We start from the raw sequence: 23,118 nt of genomic DNA, 5'->3' as shown, positions 1-23,118 counted from the left end.
TTGACGCCTATTTTTCGAGAGAAATTTAGTCAGTTCAAACAATACATTAACAATGGAGAGTTTGATCCTGGCTCAGGATGAACGCTAGCGGCAGGCTTAATACATGCAAGTCGAGGGGTAACAGTGAAATAGCAATATTTTAGCTGACGACCGGCAAACGGGTGCGGAACACGTGCGAAACCTTCCCTTATCTGGGGAATAGCCCGAAGAAATTCGGATTAATACCCCATAATATATCAGAGTGGCATCACTAAGATATTAAAACTCCGGTGGATGAGGATGGTCGCGCGTATGATTAGGTAGTTGGCGGGGTAACGGCCCACCAAGCCTACGATCATTAGCTGATGTGAGAGCATGATCAGCCACACGGGCACTGAGACACGGGCCCGACTCCTACGGGAGGCAGCAGTAAGGAATATTGGTCAATGGACGCAAGTCTGAACCAGCCATGCCGCGTGAAGGATTAAGGTCCTCTGGATTGTAAACTTCTTTTATAGGGGGCGAAACACTTTATATCTATAGAGCTTGACGGTACCCTATGAATAAGCACCGGCTAACTCCGTGCCAGCAGCCGCGGTAATACGGAGGGTGCAAGCGTTATCCGGATTTACTGGGTTTAAAGGGTGCGTAGGCGGACTTGTAAGTCTGAGGTGAAATCTCCGAGCTTAACTCGGAAACTGCCTTGGATACTATAGGTCTTGAATGTCGTTGAGGTCAGCGGAATATGTCATGTAGCGGTGAAATGCTTAGATATGACATAGAACACCTATTGCGAAGGCAGCTGGCTAAGCGAAAATTGACGCTGATGCACGAAAGCGTGGGGATCAAACAGGATTAGATACCCTGGTAGTCCACGCCCTAAACGATGATTACTCGACGTGCGCGATACACAGTGCGCGTCTGAGCGAAAGCATTAAGTAATCCACCTGGGAAGTACGTTCGCAAGAATGAAACTCAAAGGAATTGGCGGGGGTCCGCACAAGCGGTGGAGTATGTGGTTTAATTCGATGATACGCGAGGAACCTTACCTGGGCTAGAATGCGAATGACCGTACCTGAAAGGGTATTTTCTAGCAATAGACATGAAGCAAGGTGCTGCATGGCTGTCGTCAGCTCGTGCCGTGAGGTGTTGGGTTAAGTCCCGCAACGAGCGCAACCCCTATCATTAGTTGCCATCAGGTAAAGCTGGGAACTCTAATGAGACTGCCGTCGTAAGACGCGAGGAAGGAGGGGATGATGTCAAGTCATCATGGCCTTTATGCCCAGGGCTACACACGTACTACAATGGGAGGGACAAAGAGCAGCCACTTGGCGACAAGGCGCGAATCTCAAAAACCCTTTCTCAGTTCGGATCGCAGTCTGCAACTCGACTGCGTGAAGCTGGAATCGCTAGTAATCGTATATCAGCAATGATACGGTGAATACGTTCCCGGACCTTGCACACACCGCCCGTCAAGCCATGAAAGCTGGGTGTACCTAAAGTCGGTAACCGAAAGGAGCTGCCTAGGGTAAAACTGGTAATTGGGGCTAAGTCGTAACAAGGTAGCCGTACCGGAAGGTGCGGCTGGAATACCTCCTTTTTAGAGCGACGCGTCTACTTGCTTAGCGAGTAGAAGTATGGTTTGACTTATTGTTATTTTTTTTCCTTTTAAAATTATTAGTTCTTTAAAACAGATAGCACTGACGGCCAACTTAAAAAGGCTCAAGATTGGCGACACAGTCTCGTAGCTCAGTTGGTTAGAGCGCTACACTGATAATGTAGAGGTCCCCAGTTCAAATCTGGGCGGGACTACAAAGAATTCGGATGATTTCTGAAGTGCTATGCTGAAAGGTATAGAAATGGGGGGTTAGCTCAGTTGGCTAGAGCATCTGCCTTGCACGCAGAGGGTCATCGGTTCGACTCCGATATCCTCCACATTTAAAAAAGAGGGATTAAGAGATAAAAGCCGCGCAATTAAAAAGGCGCATAGTTCTTTAAGATAGATTAGATGTGTTACCGGGTTGTTTGATTAAAGGGTTAATCAAAGAAAAACAACAGCGGTGGTGGAATCAGATTCACAACACAAACAGATGTGCTGGAGTAACGGATGGGCTTATCAATAAGTTTTACGTTATGTTGAGAGCAGATAAAGATCTTTGACATATTGGGAAAGCAAAAACAATAAGAGTAACGAGACTCTATAGCGATATAGAGACTCAAACACATAGTGGTGGTAACATCACTACAATTTCTAAATTTTTTAAAGCGAATAAGGGCGCATGGTGGATGCCTAGGGTCTGAGAGGCGAAGAAGGACGTGGTAAGCTGCGATAAGCTGCGGAGAGTTGCACACGAGCGTTATATCCGTAGATTTCCGAATGGGACAACCTGGTATGTTGAAGACATATCACTCTGCAAAGAGAGCCAACCCGAGAACTGAAACATCTAAGTACCGGGAGGAAAAGAAAATAAGACAATGATTCCCTAAGTAGTGGCGAGCGAACAGGGAAGAGCCCAAACCAGTGAGGCGTGCCTCACTGGGGTTGTAGGACTGCATTTAGAAAGTATTATCAAGCAGAAGTATCTGGAAAGTTACATCATAGAAGGTGAAAATCCTGTAAGCGGAAATTAATACGGACGAGCAGTATCCTGAGTAGCGCGGGACCGGAGGAATCTTGCGTGAATCTGCCAGCACCATCTGGTAAGGCTAAATACTCCTCAGACACCGATAGTGAACCAGTACCGTAAGGGAAAGGTGAAAAGTACCCCGAACAGGGGAGTGAAATAGTACCTGAAACCGTGCGCCTACAAGCGGTCGGAGCATCATTAAGATGTGACGGCGTGCCTTTTGCATAATGAGCCTACGAGTTACTCCTCACTGGCGAGGTTAAGTTCTTAAATAACGGAGCCGTAGCGAAAGCGAGTCCGAATAGGGCGTTCAGTCAGTGGGGGTAGACGCGAAACTTTGTGATCTATCCATGGGCAGGTTGAAGTTTTGGTAACACAAAATGGAGGACCGAACCCGTTGACGTTGAAAAGTCTTGGGATGACCTGTGGATAGGGGTGAAAGGCCAATCAAACTGAGAGATAGCTCGTTCTCCCCGAAATGTTTTTAGGAACAGCCTCGGATAAAAAGAAGTGTGTTAGAGGTAGAGCTACTGATTGGGCTAGGGGGCTTCATCGCCTACCAAACCCTGACAAACTCCGAATGCTAACACATATCTCCGGGAGTGAGGCTACGGGCGCTAAGGTCCGTGGCCGAGAGGGAAATAACCCAGATTAGCGACTAAGGTCCCCAATCCACGTCTAAGTTGAATAAACGCGGTGGGACTTCTATAACAGCCAGGATGTTTGCTCGGAAGCAGCAATTCATTTAAAGAGTGCGTAACAGCTCACTGGTCGAGAGGTCCTGCACGGAAAATAATCGGGCATCAAGACGTGAACCGAAGTCCTAAAATTGCACTATGAGTGTATATTGGTAGGGGAGCATTGAAAACTGCGTTGAAGGTGATGGGCGACCATTGCTGGAGTGTTTTCAAAAGAAAATGTAGGCATAAGTAACGATAATTAAAGTGAAAAACTTTAACGCCGAAAGTCTAAGGGTTCCTGATCAACGTTAATCGGATCAGGGTTAGTCTGGTCCTTAGGAAAACCCGAGAGGGGTATCTGATGGAAAGAAGGTTAATATTCCTTCACCTGCATATCAATGAAAGTGACGGATCGCCGTGGCACTTGCGTCCTGACGGAATAGGTCGCTGAGCAGAACCTTCGGGGAAGCGAAAGTGTAAAAGTGGTTCCAAGAAAAGCGAGATATGCAGCCAGTACCGCAAACCGACACAGGTAGACGGGATGAGTATTCTAAGGCGCTCGGGTGAGCCGTGGAGAAGGAACTAGGCAAATTAATGCTGTAACTTCGGGATAAAGCATACCATAGCGATATGGTCTCAGTAAATAGGTTCAACCAACTGTTTAACAAAAACATAGGGCCCTGCAAAATCGAAAGATGACGTATAGAGCCTGATACCTGCCCGGTGCTGGAAGGTTAAGGAAGGATGTTAGCCTCAGGGCGAAGCTTCTGACTGAAGCCCCAGTAAACGGCGGCCGTAACTATAACGGTCCTAAGGTAGCGAAATTCCTTGTCGGGTAAGTTCCGACCTGCACGAATGGTCTAATGAGTTGAACACTGTCTCCTCCACGAGCCCGGTGAAATTGTAGTATCGGTGAAGATGCCGGTTACCCGCCACGGGACGAAAAGACCCCGTGAACCTTCACTACAACTTTGCATTGATTTTGAGCAACCGATGTGTAGGATAGTTGGGAGACTATGAAGCATGCACGCCAGTGTGTGTGGAGTCAACGTTGAAATACCAACCTTCTGTTGCTTAGAACCTAATCCTGAATAAGGAGACATTGCATGGTGGGTAGTTTGACTGGGGTGGTCGCCTCCTAAAAAGTAACGGAGGCTTGCAAAGGTACCCTCAGTACGGTTGGTAATCGTACATAGAGCGCATTAGTATAAGGGTGCTTGACTGTGAGGCAGACACGCCGAGCAGGGACGAAAGTCGGCTAAAGTGATCCGGTGGTTCTGTATGGAAGGGCCATCGCTCAAAGGATAAAAGGTACTCCGGGGATAACAGGCTGATCTTACCCAAGAGCTCATATCGACGGTAAGGTTTGGCACCTCGATGTCGGTTCGTCACATCCTGGGGCTGGAGAAGGTCCCAAGGGTTGGGCTGTTCGCCCATTAAAGTGGCACGTGAACTGGGTTCAGAACGTCGCAAGACAGTTCGGTCTCTATCTGTGGTGGGCGCTAGTAAATTGAGAGGACATGACCTTAGTACGAGAGGACCGGGTCGTATGTACCGCTGGTGAATCAGTTATGCCGCCAGGTGTAGTGCTGAGTAGCTACGTACAGCCAGGATAAACGCTGAAAGCATCTAAGCGTGAAACCTTCCTCAAGATGAGTTTACTTTTAAGGGTCGTCAGAGACGATGACGTTGATAGGCTATAGATGTAAAGGTGGTAACATCAAAGTCGAGTAGTACTAATTGCCCGTAAGCTTTATTTTTTAAATCTATAAATGCATGGAAATGGTATTTATAGTTGCTCTAAAGTTGAGCTTTTCCAATATGACCTTATTTAAGTGTGTAGCTAATGGTTAAAACCATGAGCTGAAGACAGCACACGACCGATTTATGGTGGTTATTCCGAGGGTCTTCACCTCTTCCCTTACCGAACAGAGAAGTTAAACCCCTCATGGCCGATGGTACTTGGGTATAATCCCTGGGAGAGTAGGTAGCTGCCATATTTATTTAAGAAAGTCTCAATAAGCAATTATTGAGACTTTTTTATGCCCATATGCGAAGGAAGGAGTAGGGATAGTTGGTAGGTGTGGGTGTTTTGTCTATTATACTACCCGATATTTGCTTGTCAGGATGTTATAAGTTTTTTCGGGCGTAATTGCTGTGGTTGCTTTTTGAGTTTCCTAAAGGTTGCTTCGGAAACGGTTGCGTAAATAATCATAGTTTGCTTATGAACTTTCGGTTAACTTAGCCAGCAGTTTATTTTTAGTTTAATTACTCAGCTTTAACGTCAGACCCTAAATACACTTAATTTAAGATGTTATTTTAGATTTTACAGCTATTCCCGTCATTTAGTGCTTACTGTTGGTTGCAGAGGCATTGAGATTGGATTGAGGTTTTATGAACTGAGTTTTTGATAAAAATAGACACATATATAAGACTATACACACATCAAAATCAAATTTATGAATCCCAAACGTCTTCCTTCCTTGAGTTGGTTGGTACTGACAGCACTTGGGCTGTTGCCATTATCAAACCTTAAGGCCCAACAAGGAGCAAAATCCAGCATATACCACATGGGCTGGATTGATTTTAATAAGAATGGTAAAATGGACGTCTTTGAAGATCCGGCCCAGGCAGTGGATAAAAGGGTTGAGGATTTACTCTCGCAGATGAATCTAAGTGAGAAGAGTTGTCAGATGGCCACATTATATGGTTACAGGAGAATCCTGAAGGATTCTCAACCCACGCCTGAATGGCATAATGAAATCTGGAAGGATGGCATTGCTAATATAGACGAGAATTTAAATAATGTACCCAATCATACAGGTAAACATACGAGTTTCGGGTATCCACACAGTGTCCATGCTACCTCGATGAATAATGTACAGCGTTGGTTTGTGGAGGATACCCGGTTGGGTATACCAGTGGACTTTACAAATGAAGGCATTCATGGTTTATGCTCTGATGGCGCCACTCCATTCCCTGCACCCATTTCTATAGGAAGTACTTGGGATAAACCTCTTGTGCATATGGCAGGAGATGTAGTGGGAAGGGAGGCAAAAGCCTTGGGCTATACCAATGTTTATGCACCAATTTTGGATCCCTCCAGAGACCCCAGGTGGGCAGGGTGGTGGAAACCTATGGAGAATCGCCTTTTTTGATTGCCTCGCTGGGAACTGAGATGGTCAAGGGTATCCAACAAAATGGAGTCGCTTCCACCTTAAAACATTTTGCTGTTTACAGTGTTCCTAAAGGTGGAAGGGATGGAGAAGTCAGAACGGATCCACATGTGGCACCTAAAGAAATGCATGAAATCTTTTTATATCCTTTTAGAAAAGTTATTGAAAATGCGCACCCATTGGGCGTAATGAGTAGTTATAACGACTGGGATGGAGAGCCTATTACGGGAAGCCATTATTTTCTGACAACCCTGCTTAGGCAGCAATTTGGATTTAAAGGATACGTGGTTTCTGATAGTAAGGCAGTAGAGTTTCTCTATGAAAAGCACCATGTCGCCCACGATTTTGAAGATGCGACCAGAGAAGCAGTAGAGGCAGGCCTGAACGTCTGGACCAATTTTAATCAACCAAAATACTATATCAATAACGTTCGTAACCTGGTAAAAGCTGGTAAATTGGATATTGCTACAGTAAACGACCGGGTGCGTGATGTGCTTCGGGTAAAATTTGAATTAGGCTTATTTGATCAGCCTTATGTAGCAGATCCAGCAGCAGCTGACCAGATCGTTCAAAATAAACAGGCAGATTCCATTGCGCTGGCATTAAACCAGGAGTCAATTGTACTTTTAAAAAACAAAGCCAACCTGTTGCCGCTAAAAACAGGACAATATAAAAAAATATTAGTGACTGGAGCGTTGGCAACTGATGGTAGTTATGCTACCAGTCGGTATGGTCCTAATAACAATAAAGTGACCACCGTACTGGAAGGGATCCAGCAATTTATACAAAATCAGCATGTTGGAACTGAGGTGAGTTATACCTTGGGTGCCAAGGTGCTCAGCCATGACTGGCCAAAGTCAGAGCTTATTGCCTCCCAACCAGATGCAGATGAAAAGGCGGCCATTGAGAAAGCTGTTCAGGCGGCTAAAAAATCGGATGTGATAATAGCCGTGCTTGGTGAAAATAATAAAACAGTAGGTGAGGGTTATTCCAGATCTTCGCTTGGTTTGCCCGGAAAACAACTGGATTTATTACGCGCCTTAAAAGGCACTGGCAAACCCATTGTTTTAGTGTTGATTACCGGTCAACCGCTGACAATTAACTGGCCTAATGAAAATATCCCGGCCATTATGACGGCCGGCTTCCCAGGCCCGCAAGGCGGAACGGCAATTGCTGAGGCGTTATTTGGGGCCTATAATCCGGGTGGCCGTCTCTCCATGACCTGGCCTAAGTCCGTCGGACAAATTCAGTTTAATTTCCCTTTTAAAAATGGTAGCCAATTAGATCAGAATGGCCCACATAAAAAAGAGGGCTACGGACATAGCAGGGTCAATGGTCCGTTGTACCCTTTTGGTTACGGGCTTAGCTATACCAGCTTCAAATATAATGATTTGCAAATTTCTCCAGAAGATAAGCACACCCAGGGAAATATCCATGTCACCTGTAAGGTCACTAACAGCGGATCTGTAGCAGGTGATGAAGTCGTACAGCTCTATCTAAAGGATCTCTATAGCAGTGTTACCACCTATAATTCTGTATTAAGAGGCTTTCAAAGGGTGCACTTAAAGTCCGGAGAAACCAAAACGGTAAGTTTTGAACTGGTGCCTGATGATCTGTCACTTATTAATCGTGATATGCACCGTGTTGTTGAACCGGGAGATTTTGAAATTCGGATTGGCAGTTCCAGTGAAGATATTCGCCTGAAACAAACCATTACGGTAAATGAATAGTCATCACCATTTTAAAAAGTGTATTGATTTGACAAAAAATCATGATTTGTCCCAAAAGTGTTGACCAGCGATGATCTTCATCTCAGGGGAACCTTCTTAACGGATCTTCGTTTCTTATAAACAAAAACAATAAAGCGTCTGGCAATATCTCCTGGAAATGGAAGGTAAATGTCGGGCGCTTTTGATTAAGTATGACTTTAGTGTCAATGTGTAAACTCATAAAAGAGCCGAATTGTAAATAAAAATATGGAAGGAAAGTGAAGTGAAGTAATGTATAGTAAAGTGAAGAAAAGAAAATAGCAGTGCAGAAGTGTAAAGAGCGGGAGAAAAACAATAAGGAAAATAGAGGAAAGGTTGGGAATGTTAGTAGCAGGCTGAATATCAGAATGATACCCCAAGTTGTACATGACCATACCACTGGCTATGCCACTGCGTTTTGGACTCCCGGCTGTCAAAAACCAATCCAAGGCCGATATTAAAGATTGGACCACTGTGCATCCAGCCGATGGTCTGTCGGTAGCGCAAATGATTCAATTTACCGGTATATGGACCTTTATCGGATCTAAATAAGCCGCCCTGTATAGTGGCATTATACAGACTCATCACCATTTCTGGGTAAAAATAAAAGAAAGACTCATTAGAATAACCGTTTAAATGACTCCCCCAAAATATTGTTTGGTTATTTTTGCCCATTTTGCCTAAAGAGAAGACTGGTCCTAAACTGGCACCGGTAAATGTATTACCAAAAGTGGCGCTAGCCACAGGCAATAACCTGAAAACAGGTGTTTGGTTATCTGATAGATTCAGGGAAGGGGACCAGGTAATATCTGCATTGGCACCTATTTCTGTTTTTAATTGATAATCCATTCCTCAGGCGTATACATATTAAATAATGAATGAATCGCCTGTTGCATTTGTCTACCCAAAGCAGGAGGGCCGATGGTGCCAATATTAATACCCCAAGCTAATAAATTATTGCTTTTTGTAAAATGTTGCTCCCATAGCGGGCATACAAAAAAGCGGTCACTGGCCTATCCAATTCCTCCTTTCTGCGGTAAGAACCATTTTTGGCATTATACATCAATTGGCCGATTTCCAGGGTGTGGATGGTGGTATTGGTGGTATCTTTATGGCTATTCCAACCATATACGAATTTCAATCCATTGGTATAGTACCCATCGTTGGCAGTTAACGTATAACTATCATTATCACTGATTATTTCTATATAATGATGTCGGCGCTGCTGGTATTGAAACTGTAACTTCATGGCTCTTTTTTGCGCAGCTAGGTATTGACTGTCTTGAGGATATTGCACGTCCAGTGACGGGCGGGTTATTTGTTGATTTTTATCAGAAAGTTGGCCCCGAATAGATGTATGCATTATAACCACAGATAGTAAGAGCAGTACCGACACCCTTAGGTGGCAGTATTTTTGCCTCCCTGCATCGGTAGTTATAAGTTTAAAAAATCTATAAAAATAATGCGATCGTATTAAATTCACGGTAGACCCTTGATAATGTATGGGCTATTGAGCAGGATTTTAGACCTACTAACAAATAGCTTGCTAAGTCGTTTCGGTTGCAAATATCTGACATTAGACGTAAAACCAAGGGATTAATTATATAGAAGTTAGCCTGCGTAGCTGTAATCAGCAATTTAAATCCAGATAAGCTAGGGGCTAAGGCGCCGATGACCTAAACTATTTACCTGATTTCAGGGGCCTGGAAGGTCATTTTGAGGTTAAAAACGCGAATTAAGGGCGTTTAAGGGTGATTAATAATATAAGACAATTTATACCCACGGCCTACCATATTTGTATAAGAATTGGTGCCACTGTAATTATAAGGGCATGCTTGTTAGTACCGCCAAAACCGCGGTTTGGCCCTGATTGTCAAAGGTAATAAAGGCGGGCCCAACAGCTGTAATGTCTCAATATCTGGCTTGAAACGGCGGAAAAGGCCTGCGACCTTCCCTGGATCGATATTGTTACTGCTTTTAGCATGATCAGGAGGTTCGGTGTTCAATATGTTGTAGGACCTCGCCCTTTGAAAGTCATCTTAGAAAGTTATCTAAGGGAGCTATTTGTGGGAGCGGAGGTTGTTTACATGCTATTATTTAGCCTTATCCTAATTAATTGCATCAACCGAGTATCAGCTCAGCGTTAAAAACACTATTTATGGAGAATAAAGCAATACTTAAATAAGCCGCTAACGGTTAAGTATTCTACCAAAATTTTATATTGTAAGATTTCATGAAATGGCTTTTAATTTTCATAGTAGAATTCTGTCTGGTTGTTTAATCTTTTAGCTATTTTGTAGCGTCAAATGGGGATTGTAAGGATTGGGTATAAATGATCATCAAAATAAGCACTACAATCCTATAAATACCGACTATTTAATTGTTGTTCCATTGAGCTTTGTTTTGCCTTTCCAGAACTCAATTGTGGGCATTTAATATTAGGTAGGCAAAGTATCCGGAGCAGCAGTGGATCTTTGCCTACAGTCACAAGACAATTATGCAGAAAAATGGTTTAATTAACAGCGTAATATAATTGGGCCAGTTAATTATATTGTTGAACAAAATGCGGTAACGACTATAAAAAATGATTAATTAGCATGGGAAGATTAATCGCTAGACACAAATAAGAAATTATATTTTAAAAATGATGTAAATCATGCAGGTATTTGTAAAAACAGGAATTAGCACGGTCAGTGCGCTTTTAATGGTGGCCTTCACCTTTAGCTTTACCTTAGGACAGCGGGCGATAAATCAACTGGATCCATCGCAAAGGGTACACAAAGTTGATACTGCAGTTATTCCTTACAGGCAAATACTGCGAAGGATTCACAAAGATCAGCTGCTTCCATTTTACCCATCAAGTCGACAATCCCAACTTAAACAAGGCTCAAGTCTTGGAGCCCTGGAAACACAGTTGCAGGCAGACTTTCAGTTACTGGATACGATTACAGGCAGATATACTGATCTGGATTACAGTGATCACAAAAGGATCGGTGTAGATTGGATGCCCGCCTTAATCAGGATGCGGCGGATGACACTGGCCTACAGTCATCCACAGAGCAAGTATTATCTGAATGCTGCGCTCTATAACGATATCAGCCGTGCACTGGCTTATTTTTGTAATTACAAACCACTGCCATATTGCAATAACTGGTATCAACAAGGCATTACCCGGCCTCAAACGCTGGCACTTTGTCTGATTAGTATGCATGGAACCGGTCATCAGGTACCAGATAGTACACTGGCTGTTACCATTCATGCGATTTGCAAGGACACTGCGGTGAACAGTCCTGGCAGAAACAACCCCTGCACCGGTATAATTCTGGGGCTAATAAATCAGAAATTGCCCTTGGTTGGATCTATATTGGGTGTTTAATTCAAAATGCGCATATGTTGTCAGTAGGTGCAAGAGAACTCTATCGCCCTTTACAATATACAACTGGTGAAGGCATACAATATGACCGGTCCTTTGATATGCACTATGGCTATTTATATAATGGCGCCTATGGCGCAGTATTATTAAAATCCATTACGAAAGGTGCATGGTTTCTTAAAGGGACTCGTTACGCGCTAAAGGGAGATCAATTGCAATTTTTCAGTGATTTTATTATCCCTTCCGTTTTTGATCAGATCAGAGGAAAGTCGATGGATTGGAATATTCTGGGAAGAAGCATTTCTCGATACAATGCCACAAGGCCAGATTTTACCCTTCAATTACAAAGACTACAAATTATCGACCCCGCCCATAAAAAAACGTATCAAAATAGTCGACAAAGAATGCTTGGGCAAAAACCTCCTTCCTATAAAGTGAAGCCTGATCATCAGCATTACTGGCATACAGATTTTACCGTTCATTGCCGACCAGGATTTTATCTATCCATACACGGCGTTTCTAATAGAAATCACGCCCAGGAAATCGGCAATCAAGAGAATTTAAAAGGTTACTGGGGGCAGAAGGCGTTATGGATCTGATGGTCACAGGTAAAGAATACGTAAATATTTTTCCGCTTTGGAACTGGAAAAGATTGCCTGGAGCTACGCTTCCAGACACCTTGATTATTCCCAAAGATAAAGCCCCGGGGAAGGAGACAGAAAAGGCACCAGTGCTTTTTGCGGAGGTGTTTCTGACAGTATAAACGGAATAACCGTTTATACTATACATAATGACCTGGGACTTTCTGCCCGTAAAGCCTGGTTTATGGCTGGAAATATTATTTATTGTCTGGGAGCAGGTATTCAAACGACACCTGACCTGGATAAAGAAGTACTAACGACACTCAATCAATGCTATTTTGATAGCAGCACGGCAGTTGTATTGGCAAAGGACGGCCGTACATACAAACTAGAGCAGCCAATAGATACTGTATTTACAGCGCAAAGCATGCCTGATTATATTATGCATGGTGCTGTAGCCTATTTTCCATTGCTTAATAAGCCGCTTTTGAATAAAATATCAGGCGCGAATAATGGCGAAGGCCAAAACTTAGCAGCTGATGCCGGCAATACCACAATGGAACTCAAAGTTGATCAACGCACCAGTGACTGGCGGGGGGTTAATTCAAGCAAATACCCGGCTGTTAGTGGAAAACTCTTTGAACTAAGTTTAAACCATGGGCGCCATCCCCAAAATGCCACTTATTGTTATGCAATATTACCTGGTATTACAAAAGGATTTAATGTGGGGAAATTCATGGCCTATCATGCACCTACTGTTGTAGCTAATACAGACAGTATCCAGGCTGTGTATTTTAGAGGATTGAATAGGGAAGATAACATGCACCAGATTATATTCTATAAACCAGGCGTCAGCTATCATTATAATGACCTACAAATAAAGGCGGACAAACCCTGCCTGGTGATGTTACGCAAAGTGCGTCCCCAAAAATTCAAGTATAAAATGGAAGACAAGCAAAGAAATGTTGCTTATAAACTCTCTGTATCAGATCCCAGTGGGCTGCAAAAATCAGTAAACATCCAGATATCGATGGACAATGAAAGCGGCCTGAGACTCCATCACACTTACCACATGTACCTTCCAGACAAACCTTTTAGTGGCAAAACGGTGGCTAAAATCATTGAATTTTAGCTGCCCAAAAAAGAAGACATAATTTAGGTATAAGACATTTGCTATCTTTGTAAGGAGATTAGATTGGTTAGTTTATGCTGTAAGGCAGCAACCGCAAGCAATATCATGGCAACAGGCAGGAAAAAAAATAAAAAAGAAAACCAGACAACCGTAGGAGGTACCATAAAAGTAAGCGGTGGACTTGGCTCTCGAAGCCTTCCAGATGGGCCAAAGAAAGCCACGGCTACCTTTGCCGATAAAATCATAAAGTTTCATGCGAACTTACGTTATGATGAACCATTGCCACCTGGGTTCGGTGTATTAAATCCCATGCAGGAAACTGCAGGTGTTCTGGATATCATGGGCCAGTTCTACCATAAATTTTATAATGACCATAAAATCAGAAAATTTATTGTCGGTATTAATCCAGGCAGACATGGTGCAGGGACAACAGGAATACCTTTTACGGACTCCAAAAGACTTAAATCGCTTTGCGGTATTGAAACGAATTTGCCTTCTACCCATGAGGTTTCGGCGCATTTTGTATATGATATGATTGCCGCTTATGGGGGCGTAGAGGCTTTTTATAAGGATGTGTATATTCAATCCATGTTCCCGCTAGCTTTAGTCAGAGAAGGGAGCAAAGGTGGTTGGGTCAATTGCAATTATTATGATGATCCAAGGCTTATTGAGGCTTTAATGCCATATATGAGCAGGCAATTGAAAGCACAAGTAGCCTTTGGCGTAGATCAGTCTACGGCGTATGTACTAGGAAAGAAAAATGCCATTTTTTTTAACAGGCTCAACGAGCGGGAAAAACTTTTTGAAAAGGTGGTGGTATTGCCCCATCCGCGCTATATCCAACAATACCGTTCCAAAGAAAAAGACCTGTTTATTGATGAATATATCCAGGTGCTTCGTTCCTAGTCAATGACAAAAAAACATCAAGGGTTTTCTTTATTCCAATAGATTTCTCGAATGGCCGTCTCATTTTGCAATCTGGACAGCACTGTTTTCATCTTAACGCCATCCATCTGATCAAAATGGAATTCAATAGTGCAGTACTCCCTGTTCTTATCGAAGGAGAAACTGGCAATATCGAGTGCCTCTTGCCCAAATAGTTGCGTGATAATCTCCGCAGGGTTCGCATTGGTATCAATGGTTATTTTCAGGTATTTTCTTTTAAATCTTTTAGAAAAACGCTTCTCCAGGGGTTGCAGCCCCCATAGGATGATCAATGCCAAAAGCGTTGCGGCAACTGCTGCCACATACATCCCACTGCCAATGGCCAGACCAATGGCAGACACCGCCCACAAACCGGATGCCGTGGTTAACCCTCTGATCAACCCCGGTTTTAAAAATAATATGGTGCCTGCTCCCAGAAAGCCGATACCACTGATGACTTGAGCCGCAATACGGCTTGGATCCAGGGTGACATTAGGCGTGCCCAGGATATCAGTAAAACCAAAGGCAGAAACAATCATGGCAAGCGTTGCCCCAACACATACCATCATATGGGTTCTGAGGCCTGCTACCCAGTCCTTTCTTTCCCTTTCCAGTCCGATAGCGGCTCCTAAAACGGCCGCTAATGCCAGACGCAAAATAATTTCTTCTCTACTGATCATAAGATTATATTACGGCGCTATCCCTCTTTATAAATCAATGCAATGCAACTAAATAGGTACCTGCGCCATTCCAAGGTAAGCCAAATTTTCAAAAAAAATAAGCAGTACCATAATAAAAACAGGTTAAATGGCCAATATAGATACCTCATTAACTGAGTATACACGATTCGTAGAGATCTGATCCACCAGCACCAGCATGAGCTACAGCTATAGATATAAAATAATTATATAAATATCCGTTCAAAATGCAAGGCGATCCATTGAGAAGGATTGTAAGGTTAAAGACCGAATAGATAGGACAATACCTCCCGATATCATTATTTTGAAAAATCAGCTTTTACGCGCCTGGCGTTTTGGTGCCTTTTTTGGCACTTTCTTTTTGGGAGTACCGGTGCCTTGTTTAGATTTGGCGGCTTTTGAGGCTTTGGCTGGTTGGGGCGACTCAGCAGATTTAGCCCGACGGTGTGCTTTTTGAGGAGCTTCATTAGCCGCTACATAAACGGTTTTGATATTGACAAATTCATGGATGCCATGCAAGCCAAGCTCTCTACCGTAACCAGACATTTTAATGCCACCAAAAGGTAGTCTGGGATCAGATTTGACCAGGCTATTGACAAAACATGCGCCCGCCTGCAGCTGTTCACGGGCGATTTTATTCCCTTTTTTTGTATTGCTGGTAAATATAGCGGCGCCCAATCCAAAGCTGGTATCATTAGCTATACGGATGGCATCTTCTGAGTCCTTTGCCCGAATAATGGTTGCCACAGGCCCGAAAATTTCCTCAGAATAAGCCGACATGCCCGGAGTAACATGACTTAGTATGGTCGGTGGATAAAATGCATTATTTGTATGGTCTTCAGGAAGCTCACCTCCCAATATGAGTTTAGCACCTTTTTTAATATTTTCTTTGACCTGCTTGTGCAACTGGTCCCTGAGATCAATGCGGGACATGGGGCCAAGATCAGTGGCTGGATCCATAGGGTCACCCATGACTTTTGCTTGCATGTTTTGTTTGAGTAGTTGAGTGAATTTGGCAGCGACATTTTTTTCTACGATAAACCGTTTGGCCGCAATGCAGCTTTGTCCGTTGTTAATCAGCCGGCTGTTGGCACAAATAGAGGCAGCCTCTTCCAAATTGGCATCAGATAGAATCAAATAGGGGTCACTACCGCCAAGCTCCAATACAGTTTTTTTAATAAGTGAGCCTGCTTTGGCAGCTACTGCCTGCCCCGCTTCAGTACTACCGGTAAGCGTGACTGCTTTTATGCTAGGTTGGGCAATGATTTTATCTACCAAATGACTGCCTACCATTAGATTTTGAAAAACACCCTTGGGAAACCCAGCGTCCAGCATGGCCATCTCAATGGCCACTGCACAGCCAGGCACATTGGATGCATGTTTGAGTAGGCCACAGTTACCCGCAAATATAGAAGGTGCTATAAATCGGAACACCTGCCAAAAAGGGAAATTCCAGGGCATAACTGCTAGAACCGTTCCGATGGGCTGATAGCTCACATAACTTAACGCTGCATCTGTTACCACGGGTTCATCTGCTAAAAAGGCAGCACCGTTCTGCGCATAATACATACAGACCCAGGCACATTTCTCAATTTCTGCAACACCCTCTTTCAAGGGTTTTCCCATTTCTATTGCCATAAGTTGAGCCAGACTGGTCTTCCTTTTTAGCAGCACAGTAGCGACATTTTTTAATAACCGGGATCTTACAGTAAAGCTGGTTGTTTTCCAATGCAGCCATGCCTTGTCAGATAAAGCTATTTTTTCTTTAACAGCATTCCAGTCATCATTTTTGAATGTTTTAAAATGCTTGCCGTTCGTGGGGTTGATAGATCGCATCGTGATTTTTTTTTGATCGTGCTTTTACTCAAAAGCCGAGGTGTTTAACAAAATATAATTAATAAACAACGCATGTTTCTAGATTGATATTCTGCAATTTACATAAAATGTACCTTTTTTTTAAACTGCAGCTGTTAAAGTTAAACTGCTGATTTAAAACAACCATTTAACGGCCAACTTGTCCATAAGCTATTGTTACAAAATATCTTCATAGGCCCGATAGGCAGAAATTCCCAAAAGCGGTGTTCTTTTTCCCAAAATGATAAACCAATAACACCAGTCTGTCTTTAATTTTGTCTGGATCGTCATCAACATACAGTCGTCATCAGCCGGCAGGAATATAAAATTACTGTGTGCCGTTTGACGAACCGGTCATTATTTTAAGAACCATTATATTTAAAAACTTTATTATGAAAAAAGCAATACTGACTTTTATTGGTTTATTTATGCTAGGATTGGGCTTTAGTTATGCACACGCCATCTGGATTGAAACCTCCGCACAAGGGCAAAAAGGAACCGCCCAGGAAGTGAAAGTTTATTTTGGAGAGTTTGGTACGGAGGAAATTAGCCAGACCAGCGAATGGTTTGCTGATTTAAGCCAGTTTGAGTTACAGCTGCTCGCTCCAGATGGCAATACAACAACGCTGCCATTTAAAGACGGCAAAGATCATTTTTTTGCCAGTTTTACCCCTGAACAAGAGGGCTTATATAAAGTTGTGCTGCATAAAATTGCCAGTGAAGTGTATTACGGGTATAAATTAGATTATATGGCCGCAGCGCATGTCCAGGTAGGCAGTAGCTCCAGTGATTTTAGTCAACAATTGCTGCCAATTACTTTGCAGCCCCAAACCGGTAGTTATATAACGGGTAAACCCATTGATTTGTCTGTACTGGTAAACCAGGAGCTGAAAGGAGATAAAGAAATTACAGTGATCAGTCCCAACACCTGGACCAAAAAGCTTTATACCAACGATCAGTCAAGTACTCGTTTTACACCCCTCTGGCCTGGAAAATATCTGATAGAAACCACCCTTACAGATAAAAACAAAGGCACCTTTAATGGAAAGGAATACACGGTTGATTACCATTGTCATACCTATGTATTGGAAGTGAAATAATGATGAAATAATGATTTTAAAGCTGGATGTTTAAGAAGGCGAGCCTAGTGTACCTTTAATTTAAGTACCTGCATTAAGTATCCTTTTAATCTCGCTATTTTTTAAAAATAATTAAAAATTACAGTTTGTAGGTGGGGAGGATAGTGGCCTATTCTAAGGAGAACTAAAGAAAAAAATACAGAATAGTAATCTTCTGAACCCTTCCGTTTTGTTTGATGTATCCCTGCCAGGCTTGCCTGGCAGGGATTTTATTTAAGAACTACCCGGGCAAACTCATATAGGATTCAAATGTGGATTGGGTAAATTAACGACAGGTTAACACGGCTTAATGGATATAAGAGGGCCGGCAAATAGTTGTTAAAAATGGCGAGGGTTCAATTAAATTGTTGATTTTTGTTCGGAAGAGGAAAAGTTAATATTATTCATCTGGCAAAAGCAAACTGGTAAATCATGCGAATCTTAATTGTAGAAGACGATCAGATAATTGGCAAAAATATAGAAACCGCTTTTTTGGATCAAGGTTTTGAAACACTATTGTGTAAAGATGGCCTGACTGGTGAGCGCGCATTAAAAGAACAATCTTTCGATTGTGTAATATTAGATATTAATCTCCCGGGTAAAAGTGGGTTTGAACTTTGTCAGGCATTCAGGCAACAAGAAGGCACCACCCCTGTTTTATTTTTGACCGCATTTGATGAATTAGAGGATAAAGTCCAAGGCTTTGAACTAGGCGCAGATGATTATTTGACCAAACCCTTTTATATGAAGGAACTCTCTCTAAGAGTTCAGTCCTTGATTAAAAGGAGAGGGGCTTCAGATAAAAGGCACAATCTGGATGACGTTCCTATAAAAGCCACAATCAGCATTGAAGATCTAACACTGGATCTCAAAGATAATCGCGTAACCAGAGCAGGGATTCCCATAGAATTGACCCCTAGAGAATTTCAGATATTACATAGATTGGTCCAGGCAGGTGGAGTGTCCGTTTCCAAAAAAGAGCTTGTCAAAGAGATCTGGGGAAGTCTTTTTGATCACAACACCAATACTATTGAAGTCTATATTAATTTTCTGCGCAATAAAATTGATAAACCCTTTGATAAACCGTTGATTAAGACTAGAATTGGTTATGGCTATTATATAGAGATGGGCAGTGAGTCAAAGAAAGATACAAAGCCAATAATATGAAAATCAGAAATAAAATCATCCTATATTTTTCTGTCACAACCATTGCGTTAACCGGACTGGTGTTGTACATTATTTACACACTTTTTGGGGCGTATAGAAGAGAGGAATTTCAGCAGCGACTTAGTGAAAAGATTACTTTTTCGCTGAAGTTTTTGGGTGAAGTCCAACAGACCAGCCAGACCTTGCTCAACAACCTGGACAGGATTACCATCAATGACTTATATGATGAGAAAATGCTTCTTTTTGATGGCAACAAACAGCTCATTTATGCCAGTCTGGATGATACCAAAATTCATCGGTCGGTCTCTATATTGGGTAAACTAGGGCCTGGCAGAACTTGGTTGGAATCCAAAGAAGGGAAATTTGATGTAGTCGGTGTTTATGTGCAGATGAATGGAAAATCCTATTATGGTATCTATAAAGCCTATGATACCTTCGGTTATACGCAAAAGCGGATTTTGGCTTATATTCTATGGGGTGCATTTGCTTTTATCACGATTATAACCCTTATTGTCACCTTTTACTTATCCAGGGAGATATCCTCACCCATTAACAAGATGGCCAGGGAAATGAATCAAATACAATTGGGCTCCGCGAGTAATGGCATCACCGTGCCAGATACCAAAGATGAAATCAATTACCTGGCTACCCGTTTCAATGAACTCATGCAACGGCTCGACAATTCCTTTGCCTTTCAACGCCATGCCGTCCATCATATATCCCATGAGCTAAAAACGCCCATTACCATTTTGGTGTCTAATTTTGATCAAATGGAAAAACAGACAGATCCTGAAAAACTCAAGGCCCTACTTCTTGCGCAAAAAGAAGATACACGCTCCTTAGGTGATATCATTAATGCCTTGTTAGAGATCTCCAAATTAGAAACGGGTAATCAACCACCTACAAAGCCACACAGAATCGATGAATTGCTTTTTGATGCCATTGAAAAGGTGCGCGCACTTGCACCCGATTTTGAATTTCAGGTTTCCTTCGCAGGTGAAATCGACTCAGAAGATGGCCTAATGGCTAGTTGCAATCCAAAACTGATGCATATTGCTTTTTCGAATCTGCTGTTAAATTGCGTCAGATACAGCCGGACAAAACAGGCCCAGATTAAAATCAAAACCGAAAAAAAGACCATTTATCTGACATTTGTAAACGACGGTGCTACTATACAACCCGAGGAACAAAAATTCTTGTTTAATTATTTTTTCAGGGGCCAAAATAGCAAATCGAAAGCTGGCTTTGGCCTGGGACTGGTCATGGTACACAAAATCATCCAACTCCATAAAGGCCAAATTGAGTACAAGGATCAGCCTGTGGCCGCGCACCTCTCCGAGCAAAAAAACAATGAACAGCATTTTTCTAGTCAATCAAGGCCGGGTCAAAGCGCAAATATTTTCCTAATATCCATGCCCTTAAGTTGATTTTTATCCATCTTAAGGTCTTTTTAAGGTCTTAAAATTCACATTTGCACCTCAACTTTGGTAGGTGTATATGCGAATATTATTAACATTAATAGGCTCACTATTATTCATAACAGGGGTTCAGGCTCAAACCAGGGACACCATTAAACTGACTTTACAACAGGTAGATAGCCTGTTTCTTACAAATAACTTCCGGTTGTTGGTCAGTCGTTATCAGGTTCGATCAGATTCTGCCTTAATTAAACAGGCCAGATTATGGGATAATCCTGAATTTACAGCAGAATTTGGCATGAATAGCTGGTCACATCCAAAATTAAGTGTAGGAAATCAAGGGCAAACGGCCTATTCAATTGACCAGGTAATCAAATTAGCAGGCCAGCGCAATAAGAATATTGCATTGGCTACATTAAATGCGGATTACAGCGAGGCCAGCTTTGAGGAATTGATGCGCACCTTAAAATGGGAACTTCACAAAGCCTTCACTGAATATTACTTTCAAAATAGAACCATAAAAGTATTAAAAGAGCAACAACTGGTATTAGATCGTATTGTGTTGGCTTATAGCAAGGCCGACTCTAGTGGCAGTGTGGCTCATGCAGACTATATTCGACTGGCTCAACTACAAATGAGCCTTAAAAACGACTATCTATCAGCGCTTAGTCGCCTGATGGATCAGCAGCAGATATTACAACAGTTGCTGGGCACGGCGCGACCTGTTAATCCAATCATGGAAGCCAAACAATACAGCGTCCCAGTTCTCTCAGAAATAACGCTAGAGCAACTCATTGGGCAGGCACTTAAGGAAAGACCTGAAATACGCCTCTCTGGGATTGATCAAAAAACAGCCGCCATCAATTACAGCCTGCAAAAAGCATTAGCCGTCCCCAATTTGCATGTCGGCGTTATCTATGACAAGAACTCCAGTGTTGTTCACAATTATATGGGGCTTACCATGGGAGTGGAACTTCCTTTTTGGAATAGAAATCAAGGGAATATCCGGCGTGCCAGCTTGCAAATTGAGCAAAGTGCAATAAAATGGCAGCAAACACAAAATGTCATCACAACCCAGGTTATCAGTGCTTTTAATAAATTTCAGCAATACAGAGAAGCCTTTACGCCAGGCGCGCTCAGTGCTTTTCAGGATTCATTTAGCATTTTAATTGATAAAGTAGCACAAAATTTCACCAAGGGTAATATTACCCTTTTGCAATTCATCGATTTTTTCAACAGTTACAGCGATAATTTTAATGACCAAAACGGTTATTATAGTGCACTATATGACGCCTTAAACGATTTAGAATATGCCGTAGGGGCGCCTTTTATAAACCATTGATCCTGCATTTATTAATAATAATATTATGCAATGTGCTGTTTTCCGAAGCAAACAATAAGCCTGAAATTATTTAAAGTAGCCTCATAAAATGAAAGTTCAATTTTTAATCCTAATTAATTTTTAATCATCCATAATGGCAAATACACCAAATAAGTGGGCATCTCTTTTTTTATTCTCGCAATACTATTGAGCCTGGGCGCCTGTTCTGGCAAGGAAAAGAATGAAAACAGTGAAAACAATGAAAAGAAAAATAATATCCTACAAGCAACTTCTGCTAATTTACCAATTAGCCACAATATGCTAAAGCAGGCACAGTTCGATACGGTCCATTACCAGAAGGTAGAAGGTGTGTTGACTGTTAATGGGAAAGTGGCTGCCGATGACAGCAAACTCATCCAGGTATTTGCAACCCTTACAGGATATGCCACTCAAGTCAATGTACAATTGGGAGATTACGTCCGCAAAGGGCAATTACTCGCTGTTGTACATAGCGGAGAAATAGCCACCTATGAAAATCAGCTCTCAGATGCCAGGTCTAATTTGTCTGTGGCTAAAAAGAAACTGCAGATAGAAATGGATTTAAAAAATTCTCAGTTAGCCACAGACAAAGATGTCACAGATGCACAAAGTGAAGTCAGTAAAGCACAGGCGGCAATAACACAAGTGATGAATCTTTTTCAAATCTACAAAAAAGGAGAAGGATCCACTTATCAGATCCTGGCTCCCATATCCGGATATATTATTCAAAAAAACATCAATAATGGGATGGAAATTACCAGTGACAATAATCGAAGTCTTTTCACCATTTCTGAAATCAATGATGTCTGGGTGATCGCTAATATTTTTGAAACGGATATACCTAAAGTAAAAGAAGGGTATAAGGCGGAAATCACCTCCATAAGTTATCCTGATTCAGTATTTCATGGGACCATTGATAAGGTCTATAATTTTTTAGATCCGGCCAGCAAAACGATGCAGGCACGTATCAAAATAGACAATAACCACGGCTTGTTAAAACCAGAAATGTTTACCTCCGTAAAAATCCATTATCCTGGCAAGGACAGTATGATCGCTATAGCTTCCTCTGCGATCATATTTGACAACAATGCTTATTATGTCCTGGTTAAAGGTGGCGGTGATAGCCTGTCAATTCGGGAGGTGCTTCCAAGCCTCTCCCAGGGCAATACGACCTATATCAAAACCGGACTAAGTCCTTCAGAAATCATAGTTACAAAGGATCAGCTACTGTTATATAATGCTTTATTGCAATAATGTAAAGTAATGGGAAAAAGACAAGCAAG

14 protein-coding genes, 2 tRNA genes, 3 rRNA genes and 2 pseudogenes are annotated in these 23,118 nt (G+C 42.3%); 17 read left to right on the top strand and 4 right to left on the bottom strand.

Translation table 11 applies throughout. From position 1 onward, the window contains the following. Positions 1 to 49 precede the first annotated feature (49 nt). From FSB73_RS00680 to FSB73_RS23585, 7 genes and pseudogenes are all read left to right on the top strand, one after another. A 16S ribosomal RNA gene (locus FSB73_RS00680) occupies positions 50 to 1,579 on the top strand. A 138-nt stretch (positions 1,580 to 1,717) separates the two neighbouring features. After that, positions 1,718 to 1,791: transfer RNA gene (locus FSB73_RS00675), tRNA-Ile, on the top strand. A gap of 49 nt (positions 1,792 to 1,840) precedes the next feature. Further along, positions 1,841 to 1,914: transfer RNA gene (locus FSB73_RS00670), tRNA-Ala, on the top strand. A gap of 324 nt (positions 1,915 to 2,238) precedes the next feature. Then, positions 2,239 to 5,046 (top strand): 23S ribosomal RNA (locus FSB73_RS00665). A gap of 126 nt (positions 5,047 to 5,172) precedes the next feature. Further along, positions 5,173 to 5,286 (top strand): 5S ribosomal RNA (gene rrf / locus FSB73_RS00660). Together the 16S, 23S and 5S rRNA genes with 2 tRNA genes alongside form the textbook arrangement of a ribosomal RNA operon. 459 nt (positions 5,287 to 5,745) lie before the next feature. After that, positions 5,746 to 6,905, top strand: a pseudogene (locus FSB73_RS27340) (glycoside hydrolase family 3 protein); the annotation flags it as partial. 39 nt (positions 6,906 to 6,944) lie between these two features. Further along, complete coding sequence (locus FSB73_RS23585; protein ID WP_225974911.1) at positions 6,945 to 8,192, top strand: glycoside hydrolase family 3 C-terminal domain-containing protein; 1,248 nt, start codon at positions 6,945 to 6,947, stop codon at positions 8,190 to 8,192. 381 nt (positions 8,193 to 8,573) lie between these two features. Here the strand turns inward: FSB73_RS23585 and FSB73_RS26105 are convergent. Beyond that, positions 8,574 to 9,118 (bottom strand): annotated as a pseudogene (locus FSB73_RS26105) (lipid A-modifier LpxR family protein). 38 nt (positions 9,119 to 9,156) lie between these two features. Continuing rightward, positions 9,157 to 9,573, bottom strand: a complete 417-nt coding sequence (locus tag FSB73_RS26100) for a lipid A-modifier LpxR family protein (protein ID WP_146779706.1) — start codon at positions 9,571 to 9,573, stop codon at positions 9,157 to 9,159. Positions 9,574 to 10,866: 1,293 nt separating this feature from the next. On the opposite strand from FSB73_RS26100, the gene FSB73_RS26095 reads away from it, so the two are divergent. From FSB73_RS26095 to FSB73_RS00615, 5 genes are all read left to right on the top strand, one after another. Next, positions 10,867 to 11,586 carry a hypothetical protein gene (locus tag FSB73_RS26095; RefSeq protein WP_146779705.1) on the top strand — a complete coding sequence of 240 codons (720 nt, stop codon included), beginning with the start codon at positions 10,867 to 10,869 and terminating at the stop codon, positions 11,584 to 11,586. Further along, entirely contained in the window at positions 11,475 to 12,182 is a 708-nt protein-coding gene (locus tag FSB73_RS26090; RefSeq protein WP_146779704.1) for a polysaccharide lyase family 8 super-sandwich domain-containing protein, read from the top strand. Before FSB73_RS26095 ends, FSB73_RS26090 begins: the two co-directional genes overlap by 112 nt. Next, entirely contained in the window at positions 12,173 to 12,346 is a 174-nt protein-coding gene (locus tag FSB73_RS26085; RefSeq protein ID WP_146779703.1) for a polysaccharide lyase family 8 super-sandwich domain-containing protein, read from the top strand. Before FSB73_RS26090 ends, FSB73_RS26085 begins: the two co-directional genes overlap by 10 nt. Continuing rightward, positions 12,343 to 13,296: a polysaccharide lyase family 8 super-sandwich domain-containing protein gene (locus tag FSB73_RS26080; RefSeq protein ID WP_317132891.1), complete on the top strand. Its 954-nt coding sequence runs from the start codon at positions 12,343 to 12,345 to the stop codon at positions 13,294 to 13,296. Before FSB73_RS26085 ends, FSB73_RS26080 begins: the two co-directional genes overlap by 4 nt. Before the next feature lie 105 nt (positions 13,297 to 13,401). Continuing rightward, positions 13,402 to 14,202: an SMUG2 DNA glycosylase family protein gene (locus FSB73_RS00615; protein WP_146779701.1), complete on the top strand. Its 801-nt coding sequence runs from the start codon at positions 13,402 to 13,404 to the stop codon at positions 14,200 to 14,202. Between the two features lie 17 nt (positions 14,203 to 14,219). On the opposite strand, the gene FSB73_RS00610 is transcribed toward FSB73_RS00615, so the two are convergent. Together FSB73_RS00610 and FSB73_RS00605 are read right to left on the bottom strand one after the other, a co-directional pair. Next, positions 14,220 to 14,900, bottom strand: coding sequence for an MgtC/SapB family protein (locus tag FSB73_RS00610; RefSeq protein ID WP_146779700.1), 681 nt, complete (start codon positions 14,898 to 14,900; stop codon positions 14,220 to 14,222). Positions 14,901 to 15,230: 330 nt separating this feature from the next. Continuing rightward, positions 15,231 to 16,754, bottom strand: coding sequence for an NAD-dependent succinate-semialdehyde dehydrogenase (locus tag FSB73_RS00605; protein WP_146779699.1), 1,524 nt, complete (start codon positions 16,752 to 16,754; stop codon positions 15,231 to 15,233). A gap of 410 nt (positions 16,755 to 17,164) precedes the next feature. Here FSB73_RS00605 and FSB73_RS00600 point away from each other — a divergent pair, with 410 nt between their 5' ends. From FSB73_RS00600 to FSB73_RS00580, 5 genes are all read left to right on the top strand, one after another. Next, positions 17,165 to 17,872 carry a DUF4198 domain-containing protein gene (locus FSB73_RS00600; RefSeq protein WP_146779698.1) on the top strand — a complete coding sequence of 236 codons (708 nt, stop codon included), beginning with the start codon at positions 17,165 to 17,167 and terminating at the stop codon, positions 17,870 to 17,872. 450 nt (positions 17,873 to 18,322) lie between these two features. Beyond that, positions 18,323 to 19,057, top strand: coding sequence for a response regulator transcription factor (locus tag FSB73_RS00595; RefSeq protein ID WP_146779697.1), 735 nt, complete (start codon positions 18,323 to 18,325; stop codon positions 19,055 to 19,057). Beyond that, positions 19,054 to 20,484: a HAMP domain-containing sensor histidine kinase gene (locus FSB73_RS00590; RefSeq protein WP_146779696.1), complete on the top strand. Its 1,431-nt coding sequence runs from the start codon at positions 19,054 to 19,056 to the stop codon at positions 20,482 to 20,484. The genes FSB73_RS00595 and FSB73_RS00590 overlap by 4 nt, the downstream gene beginning before the upstream one ends. A 70-nt stretch (positions 20,485 to 20,554) precedes the next feature. Next, a complete protein-coding gene (locus FSB73_RS00585; protein ID WP_146779695.1) occupies positions 20,555 to 21,817 on the top strand; it encodes a TolC family protein in 1,263 nt (420 codons plus the stop codon). A 153-nt stretch (positions 21,818 to 21,970) separates the two neighbouring features. Beyond that, positions 21,971 to 23,089 (top strand): efflux RND transporter periplasmic adaptor subunit, encoded by a 1,119-nt coding sequence (locus FSB73_RS00580; RefSeq protein ID WP_146779694.1) that lies wholly within the window; start codon positions 21,971 to 21,973, stop codon positions 23,087 to 23,089. The last annotated feature ends 29 nt before the right edge of the window (positions 23,090 to 23,118 follow it).

The sequence above is a fragment of the Arachidicoccus ginsenosidivorans genome, from assembly GCF_007971385.1.
GTDB classification, from domain to species: Bacteria; Bacteroidota; Bacteroidia; order Chitinophagales; family Chitinophagaceae; genus Arachidicoccus; species Arachidicoccus ginsenosidivorans.
Note: the sequence above shows the minus strand (reverse complement) of the source record. Positions and strands in the feature narration are given on the sequence as shown.

Excerpts from the sequence above, each read along its gene's own strand:
- FSB73_RS00595 (WP_146779697.1), top strand. The coding sequence starts at position 18,323 with ATGCGAATCTTAATTGTAGAAGACGATCAGATAATTGGCAAAAATATA.
- FSB73_RS00590 (WP_146779696.1), top strand. The coding sequence starts at position 19,054 with ATGAAAATCAGAAATAAAATCATCCTATATTTTTCTGTCACAACCATT.
- FSB73_RS00600 (WP_146779698.1), top strand. The coding sequence starts at position 17,165 with ATGAAAAAAGCAATACTGACTTTTATTGGTTTATTTATGCTAGGATTG.
- FSB73_RS26085 (WP_146779703.1), top strand. The coding sequence starts at position 12,173 with ATGGATCTGATGGTCACAGGTAAAGAATACGTAAATATTTTTCCGCTT.
- FSB73_RS00585 (WP_146779695.1), top strand. The coding sequence starts at position 20,555 with ATGCGAATATTATTAACATTAATAGGCTCACTATTATTCATAACAGGG.
- FSB73_RS26095 (WP_146779705.1), top strand. The coding sequence starts at position 10,867 with ATGCAGGTATTTGTAAAAACAGGAATTAGCACGGTCAGTGCGCTTTTA.
- FSB73_RS00605 (WP_146779699.1), bottom strand. The coding sequence starts at position 16,754 with ATGCGATCTATCAACCCCACGAACGGCAAGCATTTTAAAACATTCAAA.
- FSB73_RS00615 (WP_146779701.1), top strand. The coding sequence starts at position 13,402 with ATGGCAACAGGCAGGAAAAAAAATAAAAAAGAAAACCAGACAACCGTA.
- FSB73_RS00610 (WP_146779700.1), bottom strand. The coding sequence starts at position 14,900 with ATGATCAGTAGAGAAGAAATTATTTTGCGTCTGGCATTAGCGGCCGTT.
- FSB73_RS26100 (WP_146779706.1), bottom strand. The coding sequence starts at position 9,573 with ATGCATACATCTATTCGGGGCCAACTTTCTGATAAAAATCAACAAATA.